Annotated in this window: 22 protein-coding genes; 8 read left to right on the forward strand and 14 right to left on the reverse strand. The window is 51.3% G+C overall.

Annotated elements, in window-relative coordinates; genetic code table 11:
- Positions 1-9 precede the first annotated feature (9 nt).
- The 11 genes from J6J28_RS05930 to gyrA all read right to left on the reverse strand — a co-directional run bounded on the left by J6J28_RS05930 (position 10) and on the right by gyrA (position 11,630).
- A complete protein-coding gene (locus J6J28_RS05930; RefSeq protein WP_301720407.1) occupies positions 10-318 on the reverse strand; it encodes a ComEA family DNA-binding protein in 309 nt (102 codons plus the stop codon).
- 82 nt (positions 319-400) lie between these two features.
- Positions 401-1,099, reverse strand: coding sequence for an orotidine-5'-phosphate decarboxylase (gene pyrF / locus J6J28_RS05935; protein WP_301720408.1), 699 nt, complete (start codon positions 1,097-1,099; stop codon positions 401-403).
- Positions 1,100-2,257, reverse strand: coding sequence for a lipopolysaccharide assembly protein LapB (gene lapB, locus J6J28_RS05940; RefSeq protein WP_301720409.1), 1,158 nt, complete (start codon positions 2,255-2,257; stop codon positions 1,100-1,102). It abuts the gene before it with no gap.
- Positions 2,250-2,513 (reverse strand): lipopolysaccharide assembly protein LapA domain-containing protein, encoded by a 264-nt coding sequence (locus J6J28_RS05945; RefSeq protein WP_301720410.1) that lies wholly within the window; start codon positions 2,511-2,513, stop codon positions 2,250-2,252. The genes lapB and J6J28_RS05945 overlap by 8 nt, the downstream gene beginning before the upstream one ends.
- 85 nt (positions 2,514-2,598) lie before the next feature.
- The gene (gene ihfB, locus J6J28_RS05950) at positions 2,599-2,883 is read right to left on the reverse strand and encodes an integration host factor subunit beta (RefSeq protein ID WP_301720411.1); all 285 of its coding nucleotides are present in this window, start codon (positions 2,881-2,883) and stop codon (positions 2,599-2,601) included.
- Between the two features lie 47 nt (positions 2,884-2,930).
- Positions 2,931-4,610, reverse strand: coding sequence for a 30S ribosomal protein S1 (gene rpsA, locus J6J28_RS05955; RefSeq protein ID WP_301720412.1), 1,680 nt, complete (start codon positions 4,608-4,610; stop codon positions 2,931-2,933).
- Between the two features lie 109 nt (positions 4,611-4,719).
- Positions 4,720-5,424 (reverse strand): (d)CMP kinase, encoded by a 705-nt coding sequence (cmk, locus tag J6J28_RS05960; protein WP_301720413.1) that lies wholly within the window; start codon positions 5,422-5,424, stop codon positions 4,720-4,722.
- 72 nt (positions 5,425-5,496) lie between these two features.
- Positions 5,497-6,771: a 3-phosphoshikimate 1-carboxyvinyltransferase gene (aroA, locus tag J6J28_RS05965; RefSeq protein WP_301720414.1), complete on the reverse strand. Its 1,275-nt coding sequence runs from the start codon at positions 6,769-6,771 to the stop codon at positions 5,497-5,499.
- Positions 6,772-6,778: 7 nt separating this feature from the next.
- Positions 6,779-7,876, reverse strand: a complete 1,098-nt coding sequence (hisC, locus tag J6J28_RS05970; protein ID WP_301720415.1) for a histidinol-phosphate transaminase — start codon at positions 7,874-7,876, stop codon at positions 6,779-6,781.
- A 16-nt stretch (positions 7,877-7,892) separates the two neighbouring features.
- Complete coding sequence (serC, locus tag J6J28_RS05975; RefSeq protein WP_301720416.1) at positions 7,893-8,981, reverse strand: 3-phosphoserine/phosphohydroxythreonine transaminase; 1,089 nt, start codon at positions 8,979-8,981, stop codon at positions 7,893-7,895.
- A 9-nt stretch (positions 8,982-8,990) separates the two neighbouring features.
- The gene (gene gyrA / locus J6J28_RS05980; protein WP_301720417.1) at positions 8,991-11,630 is read right to left on the reverse strand and encodes a DNA topoisomerase (ATP-hydrolyzing) subunit A; all 2,640 of its coding nucleotides are present in this window, start codon (positions 11,628-11,630) and stop codon (positions 8,991-8,993) included.
- 183 nt (positions 11,631-11,813) lie between these two features.
- Here gyrA and ubiG point away from each other — a divergent pair, with 183 nt between their 5' ends.
- The 6 genes from ubiG to J6J28_RS06010 all read left to right on the forward strand — a co-directional run bounded on the left by ubiG (position 11,814) and on the right by J6J28_RS06010 (position 17,687).
- Complete coding sequence (gene ubiG, locus J6J28_RS05985) at positions 11,814-12,524, forward strand: bifunctional 2-polyprenyl-6-hydroxyphenol methylase/3-demethylubiquinol 3-O-methyltransferase UbiG (protein WP_301720418.1); 711 nt, start codon at positions 11,814-11,816, stop codon at positions 12,522-12,524.
- Between the two features lie 3 nt (positions 12,525-12,527).
- Positions 12,528-13,199: an HAD family hydrolase gene (locus tag J6J28_RS05990; protein WP_301720420.1), complete on the forward strand. Its 672-nt coding sequence runs from the start codon at positions 12,528-12,530 to the stop codon at positions 13,197-13,199.
- Between the two features lie 357 nt (positions 13,200-13,556).
- A complete protein-coding gene (nrdA, locus tag J6J28_RS05995; protein ID WP_301720421.1) occupies positions 13,557-15,899 on the forward strand; it encodes a class 1a ribonucleoside-diphosphate reductase subunit alpha in 2,343 nt (780 codons plus the stop codon).
- Positions 15,900-15,917: 18 nt separating this feature from the next.
- Positions 15,918-17,048, forward strand: a complete 1,131-nt coding sequence (nrdB, locus tag J6J28_RS06000; RefSeq protein WP_301720422.1) for a class Ia ribonucleoside-diphosphate reductase subunit beta — start codon at positions 15,918-15,920, stop codon at positions 17,046-17,048.
- A gap of 5 nt (positions 17,049-17,053) precedes the next feature.
- Positions 17,054-17,317: a class I ribonucleotide reductase maintenance protein YfaE gene (gene yfaE / locus J6J28_RS06005; protein WP_301720423.1), complete on the forward strand. Its 264-nt coding sequence runs from the start codon at positions 17,054-17,056 to the stop codon at positions 17,315-17,317.
- Between the two features lie 103 nt (positions 17,318-17,420).
- Positions 17,421-17,687, forward strand: coding sequence for a GrxA family glutaredoxin (locus J6J28_RS06010; RefSeq protein WP_301720424.1), 267 nt, complete (start codon positions 17,421-17,423; stop codon positions 17,685-17,687).
- Here the strand turns inward: J6J28_RS06010 and hrpA are convergent.
- From hrpA to J6J28_RS06025, 3 genes are read right to left on the reverse strand one after another with little or no spacing between them, the layout of a single operon-like run.
- Positions 17,684-21,469 (reverse strand): ATP-dependent RNA helicase HrpA, encoded by a 3,786-nt coding sequence (hrpA, locus tag J6J28_RS06015; protein WP_301720812.1) that lies wholly within the window; start codon positions 21,467-21,469, stop codon positions 17,684-17,686. The two genes, J6J28_RS06010 and hrpA, sit on opposite strands and share 4 nt — an antisense overlap.
- 15 nt (positions 21,470-21,484) lie before the next feature.
- Complete coding sequence (locus J6J28_RS06020; RefSeq protein ID WP_301720425.1) at positions 21,485-21,907, reverse strand: CBS domain-containing protein; 423 nt, start codon at positions 21,905-21,907, stop codon at positions 21,485-21,487.
- 45 nt (positions 21,908-21,952) lie between these two features.
- Positions 21,953-22,996, reverse strand: coding sequence for an isoaspartyl peptidase/L-asparaginase family protein (locus tag J6J28_RS06025; RefSeq protein ID WP_301720426.1), 1,044 nt, complete (start codon positions 22,994-22,996; stop codon positions 21,953-21,955).
- A 228-nt stretch (positions 22,997-23,224) separates the two neighbouring features.
- On the opposite strand from J6J28_RS06025, the gene sbcB reads away from it, so the two are divergent.
- Complete coding sequence (gene sbcB / locus J6J28_RS06030; protein ID WP_301720427.1) at positions 23,225-24,658, forward strand: exodeoxyribonuclease I; 1,434 nt, start codon at positions 23,225-23,227, stop codon at positions 24,656-24,658.
- Positions 24,642-26,261 (forward strand): GMC family oxidoreductase, encoded by a 1,620-nt coding sequence (locus tag J6J28_RS06035; RefSeq protein WP_301720428.1) that lies wholly within the window; start codon positions 24,642-24,644, stop codon positions 26,259-26,261. Before sbcB ends, J6J28_RS06035 begins: the two co-directional genes overlap by 17 nt.
- Positions 26,262-26,287: the final 26 nt, after the last annotated feature.

The raw sequence follows: 26,287 nt of genomic DNA on the forward strand, positions 1-26,287 counted from the left end.
CGCTAGCGCCTAGAACTCAATGCGATCTTTATTAAGTTCCAGCAAACGCGGGCCCACCCCTTTGATTTGCATCAACTGATTCAGCTCGGTAAAACCGCCGAGCTTTTCCCGCAGCTCAATAATAGCCTCTGCGCGCTTGGTACCTACACCGGTAAGTGCCATGCTGAGTTCCGCCGCAGAGGCAGTATTCACGTTGACTTTCATCACCACTTCTTGTGCAGCGGCTTGTTGGGTCGGTTGTACTGAAGGCATTGCATAAGCACAGGGCAATAAAGTTGCACCCATCAGCACTGCGGACAAGGCTGTTTTCCGTAACATAATAAGCTCCTTAGTTAACACTGCAAATGCAGTCCTAAGAGCTTAGTTGTTGTGACTTCCGGGGCAAACTAAAAACAGCGGATCAAGCTGTAAGCGATGCTTGTATTGCCGCCAATGCTGCTGCAGGATCTTCTGCCTGCGTAATCGGTCGTCCAATAACCAGGACCTGAATACCCTGTTTTGCGGCTTGTTCTGGCGTCATCACCCGCCGTTGATCGCCTTGCTCTGCCCCTTGCGGACGAATACCCGGCGTCACCAGCACGAAATCCTTACCACAGGTGTCCTGAATCATAGCCGCTTCCTGGGCCGAACAGACCACACCATCAAGACCAGCCTGCTGGCTCAGTTTTGCTAAGTGTTGCACGTGCTCGGTGAGCGAACGTTGAATACCGACCTCGGCCAGATCACTTGCATCCATGCTGGTCAATACGGTAACTGCAATAAGCAACGGTGGCTGTTGATAGTCGTTTAGTGCGGCCCGGGCAGCTTCAAGCATACGCCGACCGCCTGAAGCGTGAACATTGACCATCCACACCCCCAGTTCCGCCGCAGCAGTTACCGCTTTCGCTACGGTATTGGGGATATCATGAAATTTCAAATCAAGAAAGACTTTAAAATCGCGACGTACCAACTCTCGCACGAACTCTGGACCGGCCGAGGTAAATAGCTCCTTACCTACTTTTAAACCACATTGCGATGGGTCAAGTTGATCGATAAGTGGCCATGCTTGCTCAGCATTTGCGTAATCCAGCGCAACAAAAACGGTCGATTGTGGCTTCATTTAATCTCCATCTAGTCCGGTAATAGGTTTTATTTCGCCCCACACGCGGCATGAGGGGCAATGCCAATATAAGGTACTTCCCGAGAATCCGCAGTGACGGCAGCGGTACTTAGGCCGCTGCTGCATTTGTTGTTGCACCAGTTTCTGCAACATCATCAAACTGTCTCGCGCTTTGCCCACATCGGCCGCGCGAATATGAAAGTCCATCAGCTGGTGGAACCCCTTCATGGTGGGATTTCGCAATAAAGCTGACTGCATAAACTTTTCGGCTTCTTCCATGGTGCCAGCTTTGGCTATGGCTTCTGATAGCAGTATGGCTGCGGCGGTGGAATTGGCTTCGCTTACACACTTGTGCAGGTAATGGATGAAGCCCGCTTCATCCTGCTGACTGGTGTAACAGGCTTTTAAAATAGGTAAGGCTTCCGAGATAAAGGCCGGGTCGGCGTCAAGAATCGTCGTTAGTATCCGTTGGGCGCGATTCACTTCGCCTTGTTCAAACCACATACGACCTAAAGAAAGTGCCGCACGGACGTTATCTGGATCATGTTTGCGGGCTTTTAGGTAATATTTCTCAACGGTGGCCGGGTCGTTTTGTAAATTCGCCAGTTCGCAGTACAGTTGCGCCACTACAGGCTGAGCATTCGCATCATGACGGGCAAGCTTTAACGCAATTTTTATGGCCTTATCCCACTCATGGGTCGCCTCATAAAGCTCCAGCAAATAACGCTGACAAGGCTCAGCAAATTCTTTATCGGTTTGCAGTGCCAATAACATCTCTTCGGCGCGATCGAAGATACCTGCAGACAAGTAATCCAACCCCAGCTCGAACATCGCATGACGGCGCTGTTGTTCGCTGATGGCTGGCCGTGAGGTAAGATTTTGATGAATTTTAATGGCACGATCTATTTCGCCACGGCGGCGAAATAATTTACCTAATGTCCAGTGGGTTTCCAGGGTATCGGAATCGACATCAAGTAATTGAATAAATAGATCAACCGCTTTGTCCGGTTGATCGGAGAGCAACAGGTTCAGACCTGTCACGTACTGCTTTGAAAACTCTTCCTGCTCGCGGCGTTCTTCATTGCGGACACTATTGCGGCCCATGAACCAGCCGTAGGCTGCGGCAACTGGCAACAACAGGAACAGCAGCTCAAGCATCGGCGGCATCCCGTGCGGTGAGTTGTTTACGGAGTTTCCTGTTTTCGTTTCTTAATACGAACTGGCGGCCGAGCATACTGAGGATGCCAAGTAAAAAGCCAAGCAAAATAAAGAGGCCGGTCAGCACAGATACCGGCAAGGTTACTTCGCCTACCAGAAAGTCAAAAGGAATGGATTGCTTATTGAGCGCGCCAAAAGCGACGGCCAAAAGAAACAACACTAAAAGCGGTAAGCCAATAAAGATAAATCGCAGCATTGCTGGGTCCTAGCAGTCATAAAAAAACGGCATGCCTTACTATAGCATGCCGTTTTGCTGAACTCGACGCGAAAATAGCGCCCCTTTAACTGATGTTATCTACGCGTTCACGTAGTTCTTTACCAGGTTTGAAATGGGGAACATGTTTGCCCTCCAGCTCAACCTTTTCACCTGTTTTTGGGTTACGCCCTACGCGTGGTGCCCGATAATGCAGTGAAAAGCTACCGAAACCACGAATCTCGATTCGATCGCCAGCAGCAAGCTGCTGGGCCATTTGTTCGATAAGCTCTTTCACCGCATCTTCGACCTGACGCGGAGATAGCTCGGGATACAATGTCGCTAACTGGTGAATCAGCTCCGATTTTGTCATCTTAAGCTCCTCTTTGTTGCGTCGCTACCGAGCACGCTTAGCTGTTCTTAGTCGTCGCTCTTAGCCGCTTTGAAGGCTTCAGCCATTGCATTGGTGAAGTCAGCATCGTCTTGCTTGCTGCTGTTCACTGTATCAAGAGCTTCTTTCTCTTCAACTTCGTCTTTCGCACGAATCGACAGGCTCAACGTACGGTTCTTACGATCCACACCCATAAAGCGTGCTTCAACGTCATCACCAACTTTCAGCTCAGTGGTCGCATCTTCAATGCGGTCACGTGAGATGTCAGCTACACGGATGTAACCTTCTACGCTGTCAGCCAGTTCAACTTTGGCGCCCTTGGCATCAACTTCGATGACCTTACCAGTAACGATAGCACCTTTTTTGTTCGCCGCCAGATAATTGTTGAACGGATCTTCTTCTAGTTGCTTGATACCTAGAGAAATACGCTCACGCTCTGCGTCGACCTGTAAGACCACTGCAGTGACTTCTTCGCCTTTCTTGAATTCACGGACAGCTTCTTCACCTGGAGCATTCCAGCTGATATCTGACAAGTGAACCAGGCCGTCAATGCCGCCGTCAAGACCGATAAAGATACCGAAGTCAGTGATTGACTTGATCTTACCGCTGACTTTTTCACCTTTGTTGAAGTTCTTCGCGAACTCTTCCCAAGGGTTAGGCTTACACTGTTTAAGGCCAAGAGAAATACGACGACGTTCTTCGTCAATTTCAAGCACCATAACTTCAACAACGTCATCCAGGTTAACAACCTTAGAAGGGTGAACGTTTTTGTTGGTCCAATCCATTTCAGAAACGTGTACCAAACCTTCAACGCCTTCTTCGATTTCAACGAAGCAACCGTAGTCAGTCAGGTTAGTAACACGGCCTTCCAGGCGATGCCCTTCTGGGTAACGTGCTGCGATATCTGACCATGGATCTTCGCCCAGCTGTTTCAGGCCAAGCGATACGCGCGTGCGCTCACGGTCAAACTTCAATACTTTCACGGTGATTTCGTCACCAACGTTCACGACTTCACTTGGGTGCTTAACGCGCTTCCAAGCCATGTCAGTGATGTGCAATAGACCGTCAACGCCGCCTAAATCAACGAACGCGCCGTAGTCTGTAAGGTTCTTAACGATACCCTGGACTTCCTGGCCTTCTTGCAAGTTTTCAAGCAGAGCATCGCGCTCAGCACTGTTTTCAGTTTCGATAACAGCACGACGTGAAACCACAACGTTGTTGCGCTTCTGGTCCAGCTTGATAACTTTAAATTCAAGATCTTTATTTTCTAAGTGTGCAGTTTCGCGAACTGGACGAACGTCTACCAAAGAACCTGGTAAGAACGCACGTACGCCACCAAGGTCAACTGTGAAACCACCTTTAACTTTACCGCTGATAATACCGGTAACAGTCTCTTGGTCTTCGTAGGCTTTTTCCAGTTGTAACCAAGCTTCATGACGCTTAGCTTTCTCGCGTGACAAGATTGTCTCGCCGAAGCCGTCTTCTACTGCGTCAAGAGCTACATCAACTTCGTCACCGACGTTGATTTCAATTTCGCCTTCCGCATTGCGGAATTGATCGACTGGAATAGCACTTTCAGATTTCAGGCCTGCGTCAACCAGGACAACGTCGCGGTTAATAGCAACGACAGTACCTTTTACGATAGAACCTGGGCGAGTTTCGACCTCTTTTAGGCTTTCTTCAAACAGCTGTGCAAAATTTTCTGACATATGAGTTGGCTTACTTCAGTTAAGTACATCCATCAAACAATCCGGTGAGATGGGGTTGTTTAAATCAATCTGCTCGCTTCCTTACTGCAGACCCCTAAGCTGGTAACGTTTACGAGGTTACCTTCTCAGTATTCGTAAGCTTGCCATGGGCAAACTTTAAGATTTGATCCACCACTTCATCAATACTTAAGTCGGTTGAATCTACATACAAGGAACCCTCAGCAGCCTTCAAGGGGGCAACCGAGCGATTCATATCGCGTTCGTCACGTTCTTTGATTTCGGCGATTAATTGGTCGATTTTAGCAGTAAAACCCTTCTCGAGCAATTGTTTGTAACGCCGCTCCGCCCGTTCTTCCGCGCTTGCGGTCAAAAACACCTTGGCTGACGCATTGGGAAAGACAACTGTGCCCATATCGCGGCCGTCGGCGATGAGGCCCGGCAACTCCAGAAATGCCCGCTGCCGACGCAGGAGCGCTTCGCGTACGCGCGGCAAGGCAGCAATTTTGGAGGCCATATTGCCAACCGACTCGGTACGGATGGACATCGTCACATCCTCGCCCTCGAGAATAATATGGGTCAGTGATTTTTCGTTTTCCACTTCAAATTTAACGTCGAGATTACTGGCCAACGCGACCAGACTCTCTTCATCATCAGCGGCAAAATCATGATGTAATGCCGCCAATGCTAAGACACGATAAATCGCGCCGCTGTCGAGCAGGTGCCAGTTCAGCTGTTCCGCTAAAATGCGGCTTACCGTTCCTTTACCAGCCCCACCTGGGCCATCTATCGTAATCACGGGGATTGACTCGGTCATAACATCCTCTACCAACTAAAAGCGCGGCAATTATACGGATCTTGCAGAAAATTGCACCTTTATTAGGGGTGTTTAAGTGACGCGTGCTAATTCGCTGAAGTAATCCGGGTAGGTTTTCGCACAACAATCAGGGTCTTCAATGGTCACACCTGCGGCACTAAAACCCAGCAGTGAGAAACACATCGCCATACGGTGATCATCATAGGTTTTAATCTGTGCATGTTGAATCTGCGCTGGCGGATCGATGATGAGGTAATCAGCCCCCTCCTCGATTTGAGCACCGGCTTTGCGTAACTCTGTGGCCATGGCGTGCAGCCGATCGGTTTCTTTAATGCGCCAATTTGCGACGTTACGGATGGCAGTACGCCCTTTGGCAAACAATGCGAGGGTGGCGAACGTCATGGCTGCATCAGGAATTGCATTTAAATCGGCATCAATGCCCCTGAGCTGGCCACCATTCACCTCAACATATTCGTCGTGAACGGTAATTCTGCCGCCCATTTGTTGCAGGTAATCGATAAAAGCGATATCGCCCTGAATACTCTTGCGGCCAATACCTTCGATACGTAACGGGCCACCACCAAGGACGCCTGCACCCAACCAGTAGCTGGCCGCACTGGCATCGCCTTCAATCCAATAGGCTGCCGGAGACTGGTACCGTTGCCGCCCGGCGATGCTGAACCCTTGCTTTCCATGTTGCTCGACGGTGATACCAAAATCGCGCAACATGGCCAAAGTCAGCTCGATATAGGGCCAGGAGACTACAGTTCCGGTTAATATCAGGTGGCTGTCATTGGGCAGTAGCGGCAACGCCATGAGTAAAGCCGAGATGTATTGACTGGAGGCACTGCCATCGACATGAATTTCGCCGCCACGCAACGCTTGCTCGAGGACCAGCGGCGGATAACCCGGCTGCTGCATATAGCGAACAGTTGCACCGCCTTCACGTAAGGCGTCCACCAGATCGCCGATCGGCCGTTCTTGCATGCGCGCATCACCGGTAAGCAGAACAGGAGCGGTACTTGTCGCTGCCAGCACCGCCGTCAACGGCCGCATCGCGGTACCGGCATTGCCAAGGTAAAGTTGCTCCGGTTGCTTTGGCCAGCGGCCACCACAGCCCCGTACTCTGACGCAGGTGGCACTTAGCTCCTCAATACCGACCCCAAGGGCTGCCAAAGCCTCTAACATACGTGCCGTATCGTCACTACGCAGCAGGTGGTTAAGCTCAGTCGTACCGTCGCCCAACGCGGCCATCAACAAGGCGCGATTAGCGATACTCTTGGAGCCCGGTAAGTCCACCGTGCCCTGACAGCTTTGCAGGCCTTGCAAAGTTAGCTTCTTGATCACGACTCAGTTAATCCAGCAGCTTGCGCATGGCAGTGATAAAAGCTTCATTTTCTTCCGGCATACCAATGCTGACCCGCAAGTGCCGAGGCAGTCCGTAACCGGCCACAGGGCGCACAATCACCCCTTCGTGCAACAGCTTGTCATAGATATCTGCCGCTCCATCGCCTACTTCAATGGTCAGGAAATTTCCCTGCGATGGAATATAAGGCAGGTTGGCAGATTCACAGAAGGCCACTAATTGCTCCATGCCAGCCGCGTTCACAGCGACCGACTGCTGCAGATAGTCCTCGTCATCCAGCGCCACTTCCGCGGCACGCAGACTTAAACTGTTCATATTAAATGGCTGTCGCGCGCGGTTCATCAAATCGGCAACCTCAGGGTGCGACACTGCATAGCCGGCACGCAGCCCGGCCAGGCCATAAGCTTTCGAGAACGTCCGTGTCACCACCAGATTAGGATAGCTGTCTACCCAGGCGAACGATGGTGCGCGGTCTGCTTCAGCCACATACTCAGAGTAGGCTTCATCCAGGATGACCAGCACGTTCTCTGGCACCTTCGCAATAAAGTTTTGCAAGGCTTCGGTGCTCAGAAATGTTCCCGTGGGATTATTCGGATTTGCCACAAAAATCATCCGCGTTTTTGGAGTAATCGCGGCCAGCATGGCGTCTAAGTCGTGACCATAATCCTGCGCTGGCACCGCAATGCCCTTGGCACCTATCGCTTGTGTCACTAGTGGGTAAACCACGAACGCATGCTGTGAAAAAATAACTTCATGTTCGGCGCTAACAAAAGTTCTCGCGACCAGTTCCAACACATCATTGGAGCCGTTGCCAAGGGTGATTTGCGAGGTTTGCAAACCAAACTTCTTCGCCAGCTTTGACTTCAGGTAAAAGCCGTTGGCGTCTGGGTAACGTGCCAGCCCGCTCAGGGTGTCCTGTAACGCGGCGCGAACCTTAGAACTTAAACCCAGCGGGTTCTCATTTGAGGCAAGTTTCACGATGTCTTTAATACCTAGCTCACGTTCGAGCTCTTCGATGGGTTTACCTGCCTGGTAGGGCTGTAAGTTACGTACGCCCTCATTTGCTAACTGCTTTGCATCAAACATAATAGTTTTTCTTTTCTTAGGTGTGTTTTTGCTCAAATTCACGCATGAAATCGACCAGTGCGATCACGCCCTCTATTGGCATAGCGTTATAGATACTTGCTCGCATGCCCCCGACAAAGCGGTGACCTTTTAATCCCAATAAGCCCTGTTGCTCTGCCGCTTTAAGAAAGTCGTCATCACGCTGCGGATCGGCGAGTAAAAAGGGTACGTTCATTTTTGACCGATAGTCAGGATGAACCGGGTTGCTGTAGAAGTCTGAACTGTCAATATAGTTATACAGTAATTGCGCTTTACGGGCGTTAACCTGGCCCATGACCGCTACGCCGCCCTGTTCTTTTAACCACTCAAATACCAGCCCGGACAGGTACCAAGCCCAGGTATTTGGCGTGTTGTACATAGATTTGTCTTTGGCCTGAACTGTGTAGTCCATAATGGTCGAGGTTGCCCCTTGCGCGCGACCAAGCAGATCGTCCCGCACGATGGCGATAGCAAAACCTGAGGGTCCGATATTTTTCTGAGCACCAGCATAAATCAAGGCGTAACGCTCAACATTTAGAGGCTCTGAGAGGATGTTGGAGGACATATCGGCCACAACTGGCGCTGTGACCTGCGCTGGAATCTCATGCAGCGCGACACCATCCACGGTTTCGTTTGGACAGTAGTGGAAGTAAGCCGCGTCCGCACTCAGCTGCCAGTCTTCTGCAGCAGCAATGGCGCGACCTTGTTCGGTATCCACGGCGGCGCCCACAACATTAACCTTGCTGACAAACTTCTGCGCTTCGCGAATAGCAAACTCTGACCAGACGCCACTATTGAGGTAATCGACAGTATCATTCGCCCCGGCAATATTCTGGGGAACAGCGCTAAACTGACCGCGACCACCGCCATGCATAAACAGCACCTGGTAATGATCAGGAATCGTCATTAAATCACGTAAGTCCTGCTCAGCTTTGAGTGCCATTTGCACAAAAGCTGGATCCCGGTGACTGATTTCCATCACCGAGATACCACTGCCCCGCCAACTCCTAAGCTCTTCTTGCGCACGTTCCAATACCGCACGCGGTAACATCGCAGGTCCAGCAGAAAAATTATACGGGGCCGTCATTGTGCTTAATTACTCCTCGTTACTATCGTCCGCTGGTGTCTGCGTCGCATCTTCACCTGCGTTTTCAACAGTGTCTTCGACGTCTAACTCGATGTCGTCAAGTTCGTCTTCGTCGAGTTCGTCGATACGCTGCATACCAACGACTTTCTCGTCGGCACCGGTTCGGATTAAACGCACACCTTGCGTGTTTCGACCGACGGTTGAAACTTCACTCACACGCGTCCGCACCAGGGTACCTTTATTACTGATCAGCATGATCTGATTGGCATCCACCACTTCCATCGCGCCGACCACAGCCCCATTACGTTCACTTACCTTAATGGAGACAACACCTTTAGTGGCACGGCTCTTCGCCGGGTAGTCGGTAATCGGGGTACGTTTACCAAAGCCATTTTCAGTCACCGTCAGAATGGTCGGGACTTCTTCCTCAATGGTACGCGGCACAATCAGTGACACCACGCGTTGGCCTTCTTCCAGACGGATACCACGTACACCGGTAGCGGTACGACCCATAGAGCGTACCTGGTCTTCGCTAAAGCGCACCACTTTGCCAGCATCAGAGAATAACATCACTTCGTCACCCGCCGAGGTCATATCAACGCCAATCAGCTCATCACCGTCATTCAGGTTCAGGGCAATGATGCCGCCTGAACGAGGGCGTGAATAATCCACCATTGGAGTTTTCTTGACCGTGCCGTTTTTGGTCGCCATCAGTATGAATTTATCGTCCGGATAATCACGCGTTGGCAAAATTGCGGTGATCCGCTCGTCAGCTTCCAGTGGCAGCAGATTAACAATAGGTCGGCCTCGCGAGGCGCGACTTGCTAACGGCAACTGATAGACCTTCATCCAGTAGATCCGACCACGGGTTGAGAAGCACAAAATCGTATCGTGAGTATTGGCCACCCACAGCCGCTCGATGAAGTCTTCGTCTTTCATCTTCGTTGCTGCTTTGCCTTTACCACCGCGGCGTTGGGCTTCGTACTCGGTTAATGGCTGATACTTCACATAACCGTGATGTGACAAGGTCACGACAACATCTTCTTCATTGATCAAATCTTCCATGGAGATGTCGTGCGCTGCAGCAGTAATTTCCGTGCGCCGCGGGTCACCATAATCCAGTTTGATCTTCTCCAGCTCTTCACGGATAACTTCCATCAGACGCGCAGAGTTGTTCAAAATCAGTAACAGTTCTTCGATTTGGCTGAGCAGGTTCTTATACTCTTCCAGAATCTTTTCATGCTCAAGACCTGTCAGCTTATGCAGACGTAAGTCAAGAATGGCCTGCGCCTGCTCTTCAGTCAGGTGATACTGACCGTCTCGAATCCCGTACTCCGGGGCAAGATGATCGGGCCGCGCGGCATCAACACCAGCGCGTTCAAGCATGTTCGCAACATCACCCAAGATCCAGGCGCGGCTGACTAACCCTGCCTTCGCTTCAGCGGCGGTCTGGGAGCGACGAATCAATTCGATAACATCATCGATATTCGCCAGTGCAATCGCCAGGCCTTCAAGGATATGCGCACGTTCACGCGCCTTCCGCAGCTCGTAGACCGAGCGACGGGTGACCACTTCCCGACGGTGCAGGATAAAGCAATCAATCATGTCACGCAGGTTAAACAGGCGTGGCTGGTTCTTATCCAGAGCCACCATGTTAATACCAAACACCACTTGCATCTGGGTGTTGGCATACAGATGGTTCAATACCACTTCACCGACTTCGCCACGTTTCAGCTCAATCACAATCCGCATACCGTCTTTATCAGACTCATCGCGCAGACCGCTGATGCCTTCCAGGCGTTTTTCTTTGACCAGCTCGGCGATCTTTTCAATCAGCCGGGCTTTATTCACCTGGTAGGGAATTTCATTAACAATAATGGCTTCACGGCCATTCGAGTCGGTTTCAATTTCTGCTTTAGCGCGCAAATGAATACGACCGCGGCCGGTGCGGTAGGCTTCAACGATACCCGCGCGACCAGAAATTGATGCTGCGGTAGGAAAGTCAGGCCCCGGGATGAACTCCATCAGTTCGTCGGTGGTGATGTCAGGGTTTTCAATCATGGCTAAGCAGCCATCAATGACCTCACCGAGGTTATGCGGTGGTATGTTGGTTGCCATACCAACAGCAATACCTGAGGAGCCATTCACCAACAGATTCGGCACCCGCGTTGGCAGTACATCTGGAATTTGCTCAGTGCCATCGTAGTTCGGCACGAAGTCGACGGTTTCTTTGTCGAGATCGGAAAGTAATTCGCTGGCAATTTTTGCCATTCGAATTTCGGTGTAACGCATGGCTGCCGCTGAGTCACCGTCAACAGAACCAAAGTTACCCTGCCCGTCTACCAACATGTAGCGTAATGAGAAGGGTTGCGCCATACGTACGATAGTGTCGTAAACAGCGCTATCACCGTGCGGGTGATACTTACCAATTACGTCACCGACGATACGGGCGGACTTTTTATAAGGCTTGTTGAAATCATTGCGCAATTCGTTCATCGCAAACAAGACACGGCGGTGAACCGGTTTTAACCCATCGCGCACGTCCGGTAGTGCACGGCCAACAATGACGCTCATTGCATAATCGAGGTAGGAACTTTTCAGCTCGTCTTCGATATTGACTGGAACGACTTCTCTGGCGAGATCACTCATAGTTATATCCCTAAACGCTCAATCTTTCTTATAGTTGTCTTAGTAGCAGCATTGTACCCTTAGCGCTGCACTCTCGCATCCTTTTTTCCGACGCTTTTTCGGCGCCGGTTGCTTCACCTCGACTTTTTTTAATTCGAGAGCTCCAGTACACTGTACCGAGTTTTTTCAATAAGCAGAAGTACTATGCAGCAATCAAATAATGTCGATCCAAAAGAAATAGAGAAATTTGGTGCCCTGGCGTCGCGCTGGTGGGATCCCGAAGGCGAATTTAAACCGTTGCACCAGATTAATCCGCTGCGGGTGGACTTTATTCAACGTCAGGCTGATGGCGTCTATGGCAAACAGGTTCTGGACATTGGTTGCGGGGGCGGCCTGGTCACCGAAGCTCTCGCTCGTGAGGGAGCGCAGGTAACAGGTATTGATCTGGCTGAGCAATCCCTGCAAGTTGCAAAACTGCATGCGTTGGAGAGTCAGCTTAGCATCGACTATCACTGTATTGCTGCTGAAGAGTTTGCCAGGCAGCATCCGCAACGCTTCGATGTCGTTACCTGTTTAGAAATGCTTGAGCACGTGCCCGACCCGGCAAGTATTGTGCAAGCAGCTGCGACTCTGGTAAAACCCGGCGGAACTTTGGTTTTCTCAACCCTCAACCGTAATCTGAAATCATGGTTGCTGGGAATTGTGGCTGCCGAATATGTGCTGCGCTGGGTTCCCAAAGGGACGCACGAACACGCGAAATTTATTCAGCCCGCAGAATTACTGCGCATGACTGATGCTGCAGGTGCACAAGCCAAAGCGATCACCGGCATCCATTATTCACCCTTGCGGGGCTTTTACCTGGATAACAGTAACGTTGACGTTAACTACATCGTTGCTTTGCGCAAAGATGGTTGAAACATGACCAAACACAAGATTAAAGCAGTACTTTTTGATCTAGACGGCACCTTGCTCGATACCGCCGCCGATATGGGAACAGCCCTTAATCAGGTGCTTGCGGACGAAGGCCGTGAGCCGGTCGCACTGGAAGTTGCCAAGACGCTGGCATCGCACGGCTCGCGTGGCCTGCTCGAGCATGCTTACGGAGCTGAGTTTCATGCTCGTAAAAGTGAATTACGCAAAGCCTTTCTGATGCACTATGCCAATGCCATCGCCGTGCAAACCAAGCTTTTCCCCGGCGTCGATGAACTCTTGCAGCAGCTTAACGCCAGCGAAATAGCCGTCGCCATTGTCACCAATAAACCCAAAGCACTGACCGAGCAGCTGATTCCCTACTATCCGGAGCTGGCCGCCATTGATATAAGAGTCAGCGGCGATACCCTGGCGGTGGCAAAGCCACACCCGGATCCCATTTTGCATGCGTCAACAGCACTGGGGCTGGACGCCAGGCACTGTTGGTATGTCGGCGATGCGCAGCGAGATATCGAAGCCGGACGCGCGGCCGGTATGCAAACGGTCCTGGCGCGCTACGGCTATATTGGCGCGGAAGACTATCCGGAGAACTGGGCTGCTGATTACGAAATACAGCAACCCTTGGAATTACTCGAACATCTCCACCGTTACCACATTTAGTGGTTGCCGGTACTTTCAGCGCTAGATGTTGTGTACACCACTAAAATCAAGCCTTAGAGTTTTGCTCTATTAAGAAGAGATTTAAAAGAGCAAAAAGTTATTTAAAAATATTTATTTTGGCTTGCAATCGCTAAACCATTAGAACCGCAAGACTTTCAGGCATGAGAGTGCTCAGGCACTGAAATCACCACTTTAAATTTCATCAAATCACGCTTGATCCCTTAGCGATAAGTGCTAGCATACGATTATCAATCCCAACCCAAGATATTGTGTAATTTTCACACAGAATGCCTATTCGACACTATATCTTGTGGTTTGCAACTAAAAACATAACGATAAAATTGGTGGGTGCGCCGCATGAATCAAAAGCTTTTTGTTACCAAGCGTAGTGGTGAACGGGAACCGCTGGATTTGGATAAAATCCATCGCGTGATCAGTTGGGCTGCTGAAGGCCTTGATAACGTGTCTGTTTCTGAAGTCGAAATCAAGTCACGTATTCAATTCTACGATGGCATCAAGACCGAAGACATTCACGAAACCATCATTAAAGCTGCTGCAGATTTGATTTCTGAAGACGCTCCGGACTACCAGTATCTGGCTGCCCGCCTCGCGGTATTCCATCTGCGCAAACTTGCTTACGGTGAATTTGAGCCGCCCCACCTGTATGACCAGGTCACATCGATGGTGAACAGTGGCCATTACGATGAGCATTTACTAAGCGATTACAGTAAAGAAGACTTCGAGCAAATGAATTCGTTTATCGATCATTCACGTGACCTCAATTTCTCTTACGCAGCAATCAAGCAGCTTGAAGGCAAGTACCTGGTGCAAAACCGGGTGACCGGTGAAATCTTTGAAAGTGCGCAGTTTTTGTATGTTCTGGTGGCAGCTTGTCTGTTCGCAAACTACCCAAAAGACACGCGCCTGGAATACGTGAAGCGTTTTTACGACGCGACGTCGTTATTTAAGATTTCATTGCCGACGCCGATCATGTCAGGCGTACGCACACCCACTCGTCAGTTCAGCTCCTGTGTGTTGATTGAAGCCGGTGATAGCCTCGATTCCATTAACGCCACAGCGAGTGCCATCGTTAAGTATGTGTCACAGCGCGCTGGGATCGGTGTGAATGCCGGCCGCATCCGCGCCTTAGGCAGCCCGATTCGTGGTGGAGAGGCTTTCCATACAGGTTGCATCCCGTTCTATAAATATTTCCAGACAGCGGTGAAAAGCTGCTCGCAAGGCGGTGTTCGAGGCGGCGCAGCCACCCTCTTTTACCCGCTTTGGCATCTTGAGGTTGAAAGTTTGCTGGTTCTGAAAAACAACCGTGGCGTAGAAGAAAACCGCGTCCGCCATCTGGATTACGGGGTTCAATTTAACCGCCTGATGTATACCCGACTGGTCAAAGACGATTACATCACTCTGTTCAGCCCCTCGGATACCCCGGGTCTGTATGATGCTTTCTTTGCTGATCAGGCGGAGTTCGAGCGCTTGTACGTGCAATATGAAAACGATGATTCGATTCGTAAAAAACGTATCAAAGCACTGGAGTTGTTTGGTTTGTTTATGCAGGAGCGTGCCAGTACCGGCCGTATTTACCTGCAAAACGTGGACCACTGCAACACCCACAGCCCGTTCGACCCTAAGGTTGCCCCCATTCGTCAGAGCAACTTGTGTTTAGAAATTGCCTTGCCAACCAAGCCGCTGGCTCATGTTAACGATGAGGAAGGTGAAATCGCACTGTGCACGCTGTCCGCCTTCAACCTCGGCGCCATCAAGTCGCTTGACGATCTTGAAGAACTGGCTGATTTAGCCGTTCGTGCGCTCGATAGTTTATTGGATTATCAGGAGTACCCGGTACCTGCGGCACGCAACGCGACCATGGGACGACGTACTCTGGGCATCGGCGTCATCAACTTCGCCTACTACCTGGCGAAAAACGGTGTCCGCTACTCAGACGGTTCTGCCAATGGCCTGGTGCATCGTACTTTTGAAGCCATTCAGTACTATTTGATGAAAGCGTCAGTCAATCTCGCCAAAGAAATGGGTGCTTGCCCTAAATTTAACGAGACCACTTATTCTCAAGGCGTCATGCCAATTGACACCTACAAAAAAGATTTAGACGCGGTGTGTTCAGAAGGTCTCCAGTTGGACTGGGATAAGTTACGCGCGGACGTCAAACAATACGGTATGCGTAACTCGACTCTGTCAGCTTTAATGCCGTCAGAAACATCGTCACAGATTTCCAATGCGACCAATGGTATTGAACCACCGCGTGGCCATATCAGTATTAAAGCATCGAAAGATGGTGTGACCAAGCAAGTCGTACCTGATTATGAAAACCTGAAAGACGCTTACGAACTGTTGTGGACCATTCCAAATAACAAAGGCTATTTGGAACTGGTAGGGATCATGCAGAAGTTTGTCGACCAAACCATCTCGGCAAACACCAACTACGACCCCAGCAAGTTTGAAGGCGGCAAAGTTTCCATGAAACAGCTGCTGCAAGATTTACTTTATGCATACAAGCTCGGTGTGAAGACCTTGTACTATCACAACACCCGTGACGGTGCCTCGGACAACCAGGTCGATTTACGCGACAAAATTGATGCCAAGCAACGTGAGCAGGAAAATCAGCAAGCAACGGTAGACGTCATTGAAGAAGAAGATGACGACTGTGCCGGCGGTGCATGTAAAATCTAATAACAAGGCGCTAAATTAATGAGTTATTCGACGTTTAACAAGAACCAGATTAATCCGTTGCAGGAACCGATGTTCTTCGGAAATTCGGTCAACGTAGCGCGTTATGATCAGCAAAAACATAGTGTTTTTGAAAAACTCATCGAGAAACAAATCAGCTTTTTCTGGCGTCCGGAAGAAGTTGACGTGAGTCGCGACCGGGTCGACTTTCAGAACCTGACCGAAAGTGAAAAACACATTTTCATTTCAAATCTGAAATATCAGACCTTGCTGGATTCTGTTCAGGGCCGGAGTCCCAACATCGCCCTGCTCCCTATTGTCTCCATCCCGGAGCTGGAAACCTGGATTGAAACCTGGTCGTTCTTTGAGACGATCCACTCGCGCTCGTATACGCACATCTTGCGTAACCTGTTTACCGATCCGAGTCAGGTGTTTGAAGATATCGTCATTAACGAAGAGATCCAGAAGCGTGCCAACGATATCTCCAAATATTACGACGACCTTATTTTCTACACGCAGCTGTGGCAAACCCATGGCGAAGGTGAAATTGAAGTTGACGGCGAAGTTCATAATGTCACCATGCGCGAGCTGAAAAAGAAGCTGTTTCTTTGCATCAACTCTGTAAACGCGCTGGAAGCGATTCGCTTTTACGTCAGTTTTGCCTGCACCTTTGCCTTCGCAGAACGTGATTTGATGGAAGGTAATTCGAAAATCATCCGCCTGATCGCCCGTGATGAGAACCTGCATCTGGTCTCTACTCAGAACATCCTGAACTTGTGGCAGTACGGTAAAGATGACCCTGAAATGAAGGAAATCGCTGAAGAACTGCGGGACGAAGCTCTGGCAATCTTTATGAAGGCCGTCGAACAGGAAAAAGAATGGGCGCATTATTTGTTCCAGCACGGTTCAATGATAGGTCTGAACGAAGAAATCCTTTGCCAGTATGTGGAGTACATCGCGAACATGCGCATGGAAGCCATTGGTTTTGACGCACCTTTCAAGCAACGTAATAATCCGTTGCCCTGGATGAACAAATATCTTGTCTCTGACAACGTCCAGGTTGCACCGCAGGAAGCAGAAATCACCTCGTACTTAGTTGGCCAAATCGATAGCTCCGTGAGCGCATCTGATTTAGGGGATTTCGAGCTGTAACTGCTATGAGCAACACCTTCAAAGTCCGCGTCAACGGTCAGCACGAGCTGACCGTTGACCCATCGGAAGGCTCTTCTTTGCTGGAAGCGATGGAGGCCGCTGGTATCGAAACCCGCTATCACTGTCGCGACGGATTTTGCGGTGCCTGCCGTACCCAGGTCAAGACAGGTACTATCGCCTACATTAACGAGCCTCTGGCCATTGTGCGCCCGGGAGATTGTCTGGCGTGCTGCTGTGTCCCTACCTCCGATTTAGATATCGACCACTAATCGCTTCAATCGATTACCCCGATAGAGCACGATCATTGGCCATCAGCGCACTTCTCAGGCAAAATAGTGCCAAGTTAAATGATTAAACTATGTGGGAGTAAACATGTTTACAGTAATTTTTGGCCGTCCTGGCTGCCCTTTCTGTGTCCGTGCCAAGCAAATTGCAGAAAAACTGGTTGAAGATCGTGACGATTTTGAATTTCGTTACATCGACATGCACGAAGAAGGTATCAGCAAAGCTGATCTGGAAAAAACCGTTGGTGCACCGGTGTTGACCGTGCCGCAGATCTTTATCGATGAAAAACACATCGGTGGCTGCACAGAGTTTGAAGCTTACGCACGCGAAAACTTAGACCTTTACGCAGCCTAAGTTTTCAGCGCGGCAAGTGCTTGTTGAACCCGCTTTTCCGATATCGGATAGCGGGTTCCTAGTTTCTGGGCAAAGAAACTTACCCGCAACTCCTCCAGCATCCAACGTAATTCTACCAAAGGCTCCGGCAAGGACTGTCCTTTAGGCCACTTGGCTTTCAGTTCTTTGTAGGCTGCGGTTAGCTTTTGCAAGGTAAGCAAATGCAGACGATCCCGATTCGGATCCACTGGCAATTTCTCCAGCCGTTGCTCAATGGCTTTCAAGTAGCGCTCAATGTCCGCCAATCGTTGTGCTCCGGCGGCGCTGACAAAGCCTGGGTACACCAGTTCATCCAGTTGCTCTTTAATGTCTGCGTGGGCCTGAATTTGGTCAAGGGCCACGGACCCTTTCAATTGCTTACGAATCTTCTGCGAGCGCACCAAACAAGGCTCCACCTGGCGTGCAATCGCTGTCACACGTTCATTCAGCTCGCTACGGGCCAGCTCTACTACCTGGCGGAACGCTGTTTCATTACGGATGGGTTGAGCAACAATAAATTCATCCAGAGCCGCAACAATGCAGTCTTCAATAAGCGCGTCGACCTTGCCCCAGGGATTGTAATACATGGCCAGCTTGGCCTTGTTCGACAGGCTCTGCTGCAGGTAGCGGACTGGCGACGGTAACTGCAACTGCAACAGCTTACGCAGGGCCAGCTGGTGCGAATACTGTGCCTGTTCCGGCTTGTCAAAAAGAGTTTCGCGAACGCCCTCTTTGCTCACTTCAAGTGCCGGATAAGCTTTGACAGAATAGCCCCGATGCTGGCGCTCGCGCAGCTCTGGCATAGTTCCAAATTGCCAGTCTGTGACTGCCCGCGCGGCAGGTTGCTCCGCAACGGCCTCCCGTAAGGCATGTTGAACTTTACCCTGTAAGCGCTGTTGCAAAGCCAGCAAATCACGACCGTCAGCAACGGAGTTTCCTTTTTCATCTTCGATGACAAAACGTAACTTGAGATAATCCGGAAGCTGTGCAGCATCCCAGGCATCTGCCGGTACCGTGACTCCACTCATGCGCCGTAACTTCTCGGTCAGAACTTCAAGCAAAGGACGCTTCAGTAGCGCCTCGGGGTCTTTTTCTTCAGCACAGCTTTGCAAAAACGCCTGCGCGTAATTCGGTGCCGGCACAAAATGACGCCGCCAGCTTTTAGGTAAAGATTTTATCCAATGCACCACCAGTTGCTCACGTAGTGCCGGTACCTGCCAATCGAACCCCTGCGGTTGCAGTTGATTCACCAAGGTTAAAGGTACATGCACAGCGACCCCATCAATAGGGTCATTGGGTTCAAAGTGATAGCTCAAAGGTAAGGTGACGTCGCCTTGTTGCCAGGTATCGGGGTAATCCAGCTCGGTCACGTGGCCCGCGTCCTGCGCCATCAAGTCGCCGCGGTCAAAATACAGTAGTTTTGGATCCTGTTTGGCTGCCTTATGCCACCAACCGGCAAGCAACTGTTCATTGTAGATTCCGGCAGGTACTTGCGCTTCATAGGCGTGAAACAATGCTTCGTCGTCCACCAGAATATCACGGCGCCTGGATTTATCTTCCAGCTCACGGATGTCTTCAATTAAGGCCAGGTTATGACGAATGAAAGGCAATTGCCGTTTCAGTGCGCCCGAAACTAAGCCATCGCGAATAAAGATTTCCCGGGCCGTTACCGGGTCTACGGGACCATATTGAACCCGGCGCCGCGGCACGATGATGAGACCATACAAGGTGACTTGCTCATCAGCGACCACTGAACCTGACTTTTTCGAAAAATGCGGTTCAAAATAGTTGTGTTTCACCAGGTGCCGGGCAGCAGGTTCAATCCACTCCGGCTCAATCCGCGCATTCACCCGGGCAAATAAACGACTGGTTTCCACCAGCTCCGCAGCCATCAGCCATTTCGGTGGCTTCTTAAACAGGCCAGAGCCTGGAAAGACGTAAAATTTACGGTTCCGCGCACCTAAAAACTCGTGGCCTTCCTGCTTATTACCAAGATGGGACAGTAAACCGGTTAAGAGAGCACGATGCACCGCTTCAAAACTGGCCTGTTCTTGATTTATTTTGTACCCTAGGCCACGCACGGTCTGGCGGATCTGACTGTAAACATCCTGCCATTCGCGAACCCGCAAAAAGTGGATAAATTCAGATTTCAGTTGCTTACGGAACTGGCTCTTGGACAGCTCTCGCTGTCGTTCCTGCAAATAATTCCACAAATTCAGGTAACCATTAAAATCGGAATCCTTATCGTGAAAGCGCTGGTGTAATTCATCCGCCTTTTGCCTGGCTTCTTGTGGCCGTTCACGCGGATCCTGGATACTTAAGGCCGCGGTAATCACCATCACTTCCTGAATGCAGCCAAATTCATTCGCTGCCAGCACCATGCGCGCCAGCCGCGGGTCAATCGGCAGTTGGGCCAACTGCCGACCTAGTGCAGTTAACTGTGGTCCTGAGGGCTGCCCTTTTTTACGCCGCTTAGTTTTGCCCGGCTGCAGGGCATGCAGTTCCTGCAGCAGATTCATGCCATCTTTGACAAAGCGCTCATCGGGCCGATCAATAAAGGGAAACTTGCGGATATCACCGAGCCGCGCCGACGTCATCTGCAGAATCACCGCAGCCAGATTAGTTCTTAATATTTCTGGTTCGGTGTACTCGGGCCGTTGCAGGAAGTCTTCTTCACTGTACAAACGGATACAGATACCCGGTGCCACCCGACCACAACGACCTAAACGCTGGTTGGCACTGGCCTGAGAGATTTTCTCAATCGGCAGGCGTTGCACTTTGGTGCGGTAACTGTAGCGGCTGATGCGTGCGGTCCCGGGATCAATGACATAGCGAATACCCGGCACGGTCAGTGAGGTTTCGGCAACATTGGTGGCAATGACGATGCGGCGCTGGCCATGACTTTGAAACACGCGGTTTTGTTCATTGGCGGACAACCTCGCGAATAACGGCAGCAGTTCGGTATTGGGTAAATCCAGTTCATTCAGTGCTTCTGCGAAATCGCGGATCTCCCGTTCACCAGAACCAAACACCAGAATGTCGCCAGAGGGTTCACGATACAGCTCTTGAACCGCGTCACACACGCCCTGAATCACATCACCACTATCGTCCTCTCCTTCCAGTGGTCGATAACGCGTCTCGACAGGATAGGTGCGCCCGCTTACGGAAATCACCGGGGCGTTATTAAAGTGCTTCGAAAAGCGTTCGGTTTCTATGGTCGCAGAGGTAATGACCAGCTTAAGATCTGGGCGTTTCGGCAGCAGACTCGCCAGCACGCCGAGCATAAAATCAATGTTCAGACTACGTTCATGGGCCTCGTCGATAATCAGCGCGTCGTACTTGCGCAACAGGCGATCGTTTTGTAACTCCGCCAGCAGCATACCGTCGGTCACCAGCTTAATTGAGGTCGTGGGTGCGGTCTGGTCCTGAAAGCGAACTTTATATCCCACTTTTTCACCCAAGGGCGTCTGCAACTCATCGGCAATGCGCTGCGCTACGCTACGCGCTGCCAGTCGACGTGGCTGCGTGTGACCGATCAAGGTCCCCTCATGCTGGCGGCCATAACCAAGTTCCAGCAACATTTTCGGTAACTGCGTGGTTTTACCTGAGCCCGTCTCGCCAGCGACGATAACCACCTGGTGGTTACGAATGGCGTTCTGGATCTCGGTTTTTGCTTGCACGACCGGTAAGTCGGCGGGGAAATGAATCGTCGTCTGCACGCCCTGTCCTGCATTTACATCAGCGGAAAGGCTAGAGTTTAACAGTGAAGCGCCGGCTTGTTAACGCCGGCGATAGGAATCTCGAAAATAGCCGTCAATAGCGGCCAAAACATCAGTACGGGTAATGAGCCCCACCAGTTGCCGGTTATCGTCGTCGAGCACCGGGTAGATTTTGGGCTTCCTCAGATCCATACGTTGCGCAACGTCAGTAATAGAATCACCGGCGAAGACACACAAGACCTCGCCACTGAACATGCAATCACTGACGTTCGCCGATTGCTCCTTATGATAGGTATCACGTAGCATAGCAGCGAGGCAGTCTTGTTCAGAGATAAAACCGATGACACGGCGTTCATCATCCACCACTGGACCGCCGCGTTGACGGCTCTTTAACAACCGTTCCACCACTGCTTCAATCGGCATATCCGCAGTAAATACGGCCGGATTGCGATTCATGAACTCAACCACTTTCATCGACTGCATAACCACCTCGCTTGCGTGTAACTACATGTCCTATCGTAATTATAGTCAATCCTTGTAAATCGCAACTTCAGTTTCGCCGTCACCGACACGGCTGGCCCGGTACATACCTTCCGTATTAAATGGCATGTGCACGTTACCTTTGGCATCAACAATAATCACGCCACCGGTGCCACCAGCTGGCAGCAAGACATCATGAATCACTGTATCACCGGCTTCCTCAACGGAATCGCCAAGATATTTCACGCGACTGCAGATATCTGCGGCAACGTGGTAGCGGATAAAGTACTCGCCATGTCCGGTTGCTGAGACTGCGCAGCTGGCGTTATCCGCCCAGGTGCCGGCACCAATGATAGGCGAATCACCAATCCGGCCATAGCGCTTCGCGGTCATGCCCCCGGTCGAGGTTGCCGCGCTCAGATTGCCATGCTTATCAACGGCTACCGCACCGACAGTACCGTATTTGTATTTATCATCCAGATCCAGATAAGCTTGCTTGTCCGCCACACCTAGACGCTCACGCGCCTGCTCTAATTGTTCATAGCGGTGCTCAGTATCAAAGTAGTCATTGCTGACACGTTCCAGTCCCTGCTCGCTCGCGAACTGTTCAGCACCTTCGCCACTTAACATCACGTGCACAGAGTTTTCCATCACCTTGCGGGCCAGAGCGATTGGGCTTTTGATGGTTTTGACGCCGGCAACCGCGCCAGCTTCCAGAGTTTTGCCGTCCATAATTGAGGCATCAAGCTCATGCTCACCGTCGAAGGTGTACACAGCGCCGCGCCCGGAGTTAAACAGTGGCGAATCTTCCATAATCTGCACGGCAGCTATGACCGCATCCATGCTGGTTCCACCTTCAGCAAGAATAGTATGGCCGGCATTCAGAGCTTCTGTCAGCTTAGCTTTATAGGCTGCTTCCTGCTCATCACTGAGGTTCGCCCGGGTAATGGTTCCTGCCCCGCCATGGATGGCAATGGCAAACTGGTTATCATGATCGGTGTCGGTGCTGCCAGCTGCATACACAGGTTGTGCTGCGCTTAAAGTGGCACTTACAGCAACAAGTGCTGCGGCAAATACGGAGAGCTTCGTCATATCGCTACCTTTTGGTTTAATTTTAATAAGCTACTGCGTGCTCAGTTACATGCGTACCTTTCAGGTACATTTTCGGGAAATAAAGCATCGTTAATTATCCTGCCATGAGCGCGCGCCAACTACTAGTTAAAATCATGCACTCGAGCGCAGCAATTGCGGCAGCTACCGCAATCAGGTAGTCTGAATTTCAGTTTTCTTTTCCACAGTTTCCCTAGACATGAGTACACGATGAGCGAAGCAAGCTTTTACTGGCACGACTACGAAACCTGGGGTGCCAACCCACAAGTTGACCGCCCTGCGCAATTCGCTGGACTGCGAACAAACCTTGATTTCGAGCCAGTACAACGCCCGCTGACCATTTACAGTCAGCCAACACCGGATTTTTTACCCCATCCTGAAGCCGTGCTGATTACCGGAATCACGCCGCAGCACGCATTGGCTCAGGGTATGAACGAAACCAGCTTCGCTGGTAAAATCCTGGAGCAGATGAGTCAACCCAATACCACTATCGTGGGGTATAACTCAGTTTCCTTTGACGACGAGGTGACCCGTCACCTGTTCTACCGCAATTTCATCGACCCCTACGCGCACACCTGGCAACACAATAATTCTCGCTGGGACTTAATTGATGTGGTCCGGGCGTGTTACGCGCTGCGACCAGAGGGCGTGGTCTGGCCTGAAAATGAAGCCGGACAAGTCAGTATGCGACTGGAGCATCTCACCAAAGCAAATGGTATTGAGCATGGCCAGGCGCATGATGCTATGGCCGATGTTCACGCCACCATCGCGATAGCCAAACTCTTGAAACAAAGCCAACCCAAGCTGTTTGAGTACGCCTACTCAATTCGCCGCAAGCAGACGCTAAAACCCCTGGTGGATCTGGTCAAATTCACTCCACTCGCTCATGTCGCCGGTTTTTATGGCGCTAATAATGGTTATTTATCGTTGATCATGCCACTTGGCTATAAAGACGATAACCCAAACGCGCTGGTGTACTGGAACTTACGCGAGGACCCACGCGAATTAACCGAACTGAGCGATGACCAGTTGCAGGAGCGCCGCTTCGCCAAGCGCGACCAGCGCGAGGCATTGGGTTGGGGCGTGTTCGGCGCCCAGCAGCTGCAATTAAACCGCTGCCCGTTTCTCGCACCGCGTAGCGTGATCACCGCCGAGGTCCAGCAGCGCTGGCAGTTCCCTTTAGAAGAAATGTTAGCCCGCGCAGAATGGTTGCAACAGCAACCTGAACTGCGCGAGCGGCTAGTCAATTCTACCGGCTTCACGGCTAAAGACGAACTGCCTGGCGATCCTGAGACGCAGCTTTATTCCGGAGCGTTTTTTAGTGATCAGGACCGTTCCGCAATGGCGATTATTCGTGCCAGTGAACCGGAGCAGCTCGCTGCGTTAGATGTCAAATTCAGTGACCCGCGGTTACCCGAAATGCTGTTTCGCTATCGTGCCCGCAATTTTCCAAATACACTTTCCGATGCAGAACTGCAACGCTGGCGGCAGTTCTGTCAGCAACGCCTGCTGGAACCCCTGCCCAAAGGTCTGTCTGCCGAACAATTTATGCTTGAGCTGGAACAAAGTGCCAGTTTAAATGCAGATAACACAGGCAAACAGCGCTTACTCAAAGACCTCTATAACTATGTCCAAAGCATCTGAAAACGCGCGGAGTTTTGATTATGTGATTGTCGGCGGCGGTTCTGCCGGCTGCGTGCTGGCCGAGAAGCTGTCCCGTTGCGGTCGCTTCCGGGTTGCCCTGCTTGAAGCAGGTGGCGCGGGAACTTCGCTGCTCTCCACTATGCCTGGCGGCGTGGCCGCCCTGTTGCATCATAGCGGCCTCAACTGGAAGTTGCGTAGCGAAGATCCCGGTTTGCGCGAGGGGAAAGGACTTTATACCCCACGTGGCAAAGGTCTTGGCGGCAGTAGTGCCATTAATGCGATGATCTACACCCGTGGCGCTCCCAGTGACTATAACAGCTGGGCGCAGGTCAGTAGCAGCGATTGGCATTGGGACGCGTTGCTGCCGCGTTTTCGCGCTCTGGAGAACAACCAGCGTGGTGCCAACGCCTACCATGGTGATCAGGGGCCACTGCATGTCAGCGATATCGAACCTTACTACAGAGTATCCAAAAAATTTATCGAGGCCGGCGTACAAGCCGGACTCCCGCATAATCACGACTTTAATGGCGCCGAGCTGTATGGCGTTGGCGCCTTCCAGTTCACCCTGCACAAAGGTGAACGCTTCGGTACCCGCCGCGCCTTCCTTGAACCCGCTCGGAGGCGCGACAACCTGACTATTGTTACCGGAGCCCAGGTCGAGCGCGTGGTCATCCACCGCCAGCGTGCAACGGGAGTCCTGATCCGTACCGGTCGCAGCAGCCATGAATTTATTGCTGCAAAGCGCGAAGTCATCCTCAGTGCCGGCGCTTTCCATTCGCCGCAACTGTTGATGCTGTCGGGCATTGGCCCTGCCGACGAGCTCCATCGCCATGGCATAGTCCCCATCGTGGACAGCAGTGATGTCGGGGCGAATTTGCAGGAACACGCCGATATACTGGTGCATTATCGCAACCGCCAGAAAGACGGCATCAGCCTGGGCCCGAAGGGTCTGTTGAAACTCGGCGGACAAGCGTTACGCTACTGGCGCACGCGCGATGGTGCTATGGCGCACCCACCCGCTGAAGTGGGTGGCTTTATCCGCAGTTCCAGCGCAGTGACCACTCCGGACATTCAGCTGCACCTGGTGCCGACCCGATTCGATGATAGCGGGTATGATCTGCGCACGGCTTTCGGCCATGGCTTTGCTTGTCACGCCTGCGTATTAAGGCCACAGACCCGCGGACGGCTGTTTTTGCACAGCAATGATGTACGTCAAGCGCCGGGCTTTACTTATGACTTTCTGCGGCAGCAGGACGATATCAAGGTACTGCTGGCTGGTATCCAGCAGATCCGTGAAATCATGGCGCAGCCGGCCATGGCTGAACACAATGGCGGCGAAATTTTGCCCGGTTCAACGCGCAGCGAAGAAGAGCTACTGACCCGACTCAAAAAACATTGTGGTTTGATTTACCACCCCACCAGCACGTGTCGTATGGGTAAAGATGGCGATTCAGTGGTGGATGAACAGCTGCGGGTGCGTGGCGTGGAAGGGTTACGCGTGATTGACGCGTCAATTATGCCAACGGTAATAAGTGGCAATACCAATGCACCGACCATGGTGATAGCTGATGCAGGTGCCGACTTCGTCCTTGCCGGCACGTAAGGCCGGCACCTGATTCATCAGTGAAG

Origin of the sequence: Pseudidiomarina terrestris (assembly GCF_030466375.1) — a bacterium.
In the GTDB taxonomy this organism is placed as follows: domain Bacteria; phylum Pseudomonadota; class Gammaproteobacteria; order Enterobacterales; family Alteromonadaceae; genus Pseudidiomarina; species Pseudidiomarina terrestris.